Source organism: Phytoactinopolyspora endophytica (assembly GCF_004138495.1).
In the GTDB taxonomy this organism is placed as follows: Bacteria; Actinomycetota; Actinomycetes; order Jiangellales; family Jiangellaceae; genus Phytoactinopolyspora; species Phytoactinopolyspora endophytica.
In genome coordinates this window covers 27,942-29,920 of the sequence record NZ_ML142876.1, presented here as the reverse complement: position 1 = coordinate 29,920, position 1,979 = coordinate 27,942, and the positions used below count along the sequence as shown (strand labels likewise).

Annotated in this window: 4 protein-coding genes and 1 pseudogene; 3 read left to right on the top strand and 2 right to left on the bottom strand. The window is 67.8% G+C overall.

Annotation, left to right across the window (positions count from 1 at the left end):
• Positions 1-456, bottom strand: a 456-nt coding sequence (locus tag ELR45_RS32295; protein ID WP_129669974.1) for a glycosyltransferase, incomplete at its 3' end; no start/stop codon positions are given.
• Positions 457-496: 40 nt separating this feature from the next.
• Entirely contained in the window at positions 497-1,129 is a 633-nt protein-coding gene (gene mftR / locus ELR45_RS32290) for a mycofactocin system transcriptional regulator (RefSeq protein WP_276320760.1), read from the bottom strand.
• Between the two features lie 78 nt (positions 1,130-1,207).
• Here mftR and mftA point away from each other — a divergent pair, with 78 nt between their 5' ends.
• The 3 genes and pseudogenes from mftA to ELR45_RS41830 form a co-directional block, all read left to right on the top strand.
• Positions 1,208-1,321 carry a mycofactocin precursor MftA gene (gene mftA / locus ELR45_RS32285; RefSeq protein ID WP_129669946.1) on the top strand — a complete coding sequence of 38 codons (114 nt, stop codon included), beginning with the start codon at positions 1,208-1,210 and terminating at the stop codon, positions 1,319-1,321.
• 10 nt (positions 1,322-1,331) lie between these two features.
• Positions 1,332-1,619, top strand: a complete 288-nt coding sequence (gene mftB, locus ELR45_RS32280) for a mycofactocin biosynthesis chaperone MftB (RefSeq protein WP_205857702.1) — start codon at positions 1,332-1,334, stop codon at positions 1,617-1,619.
• Positions 1,616-1,979 (top strand): annotated as a pseudogene (locus ELR45_RS41830) (radical SAM protein); the annotation flags it as partial. The gene mftB and the pseudogene ELR45_RS41830, both read left to right, overlap by 4 nt.

Here is a 1,979-nt window from a genome sequence, read left to right as displayed (position 1 = left end):
TGCCGTTCGCTGGTGGGCTTGCGCATCGGCCGATGCGTCATCGACGACGATGATCTCGTGCACCGGGTCCGTGGCCTCGTGCGCCCGGATGGCCCGGAGCAGCCGGTCGAGCTCGCCTGCCCGGTCCCGCACCGGGATGATCACGGTGACCGGCTCAGCCGCCACCTCCGCGGGTGGGATCGGCTGCGCCATGCCGGTCTCCACCAGTGCTCGCGCGAAGCGCCGGGACTCGTCGCCGGTGCCGTTCGCGGCTCCCACCGGGGCGCCGTCCTGCCACCCGGCCATCGCCTCGTCGTGCTCCGTGGACAGCCGGACGATCCGGAACGGCGTGCCACCCATGAGCACGCCCGGGCTGTCCGGCGCGTCGTCGTGCAGGTAAGCCGTAGCGGGATCCAGCCGAAGGCCGAACCCGGGCGGGAGCGCCGTCTCGTGATCTTCGAATCGCGGCTGAGTCATGACGTGGCCACCAACCGGCTTTCACGCGCACGTCGGTTCGTCATGGTGGTGTGAACCCCCTGTTCAGCAGTTGGAGTGCCTCGGCGAGCAACTCGCTGAGGTCAGCATCGTCGTCGCGGAGCCATTGTTCATAGGCCGCCAGCGCCACGCCCAGGAGGACCTGGGAGATGGTGCTCGGAGCGAGGCCGTCGGGCGGCACGCCCAGACGCCGCGACGCATACTCGGCGACGACGTCTCGCCACGCCTGGTAGCGCAGCGTCGAATGGGCGACCAAGGTGGGAACGGTCAGCAGCAGGCGCATCCGCTTCCGGTGGTGGGGCACCTCCTCGGGCGGCAGCCGGTTGAACTCGACCACGGCGACGCTCAGCGCCTGCATCAGCGGCATGTCGTCCGGGAGCGTGTCCAGATACTCACGCATCTTGCGCAGCTGAAGGTCGAAGTCGCCCCACGGAAGGTCGTTCTTGGAGTCGAAGTAGCGGAAGAACGTGCGCCGTCCGATGCCGGCCGTGGCCACGATGTCGTCAACGGTGGTCGCATCGAATCCGCGTTCGGTGAACAGCTGTAGGCCGATCCTGCTGAGCTCGTCCTTTGTCGTCGCTGGGCGACGGCCGGGCCGGGTCGTCGTCGCTGCGCCGTCACCCGCCACCCGGAACACCCCCTTCCCTTTTGGCACTTGGTGCCATTATTATCGACGAACTTTACCGACACCGGTGTGTTATTGCAGAGCCGTTCCGATCACAAGGAGCATGCCATGAGCCACCCGGACAACGCCCGCACCGAGCCGACCACCGACGACGACCTGCTGGTCGAGGAGGACTCCCTGGTCGAAGAGGTCTCCATCGACGGCATGTGCGGCGTCTACTGAGATGCCGGTCATGACGGACAGCAACCAGCTGGCCGACCTCGACCGTCCCCTGAGCCTTCACCCCCAGGTCTCCGTACGGCCGGAGCCCTTCGGAGCCCTGCTCTACCACTTCGGCACCCGCCGGCTCTCCTTCGTCAAGAACCGGACACTGCTGGACGTGGTGGAGCGGCTCGGCGACGAACCGTCCGCGCGAGCCGCCTGCGCGGCCGCCGGGGTCGGCGCGGCGGACCTGCAGCGCTACCAGCGAGCACTGACGACGCTGATCGACTCGAAGATGCTCGTGGAGAGGACACCATGACCGTCACCGATATTCCTCCGGCGCCCAGTGGGCTGGTCGACCTGTTCGAGCACGGGCTGGACGCCCCGATCTGCCTCACCTGGGAACTCACCTACGCCTGCAATCTGTCGTGCGTGCATTGCCTGTCCAGCTCCGGTCGCCGGGACCCACGCGAGCTGAGCACCGACGAGTGCAAGGCCGTCATCGACGAGCTCGAGCGGATGCAGGTCTTCTACGTCAACATCGGCGGTGGGGAGCCGACCGTCCGTCCGGACTTCTGGGAGCTGGTCGACTACGCCACCGACCACCACGTCGGGGTCAAGTTCTCCACCAACGGCGTCCAGATCACCCCCGACGTCGCGCGCCGGCTCGCGGCGAGCG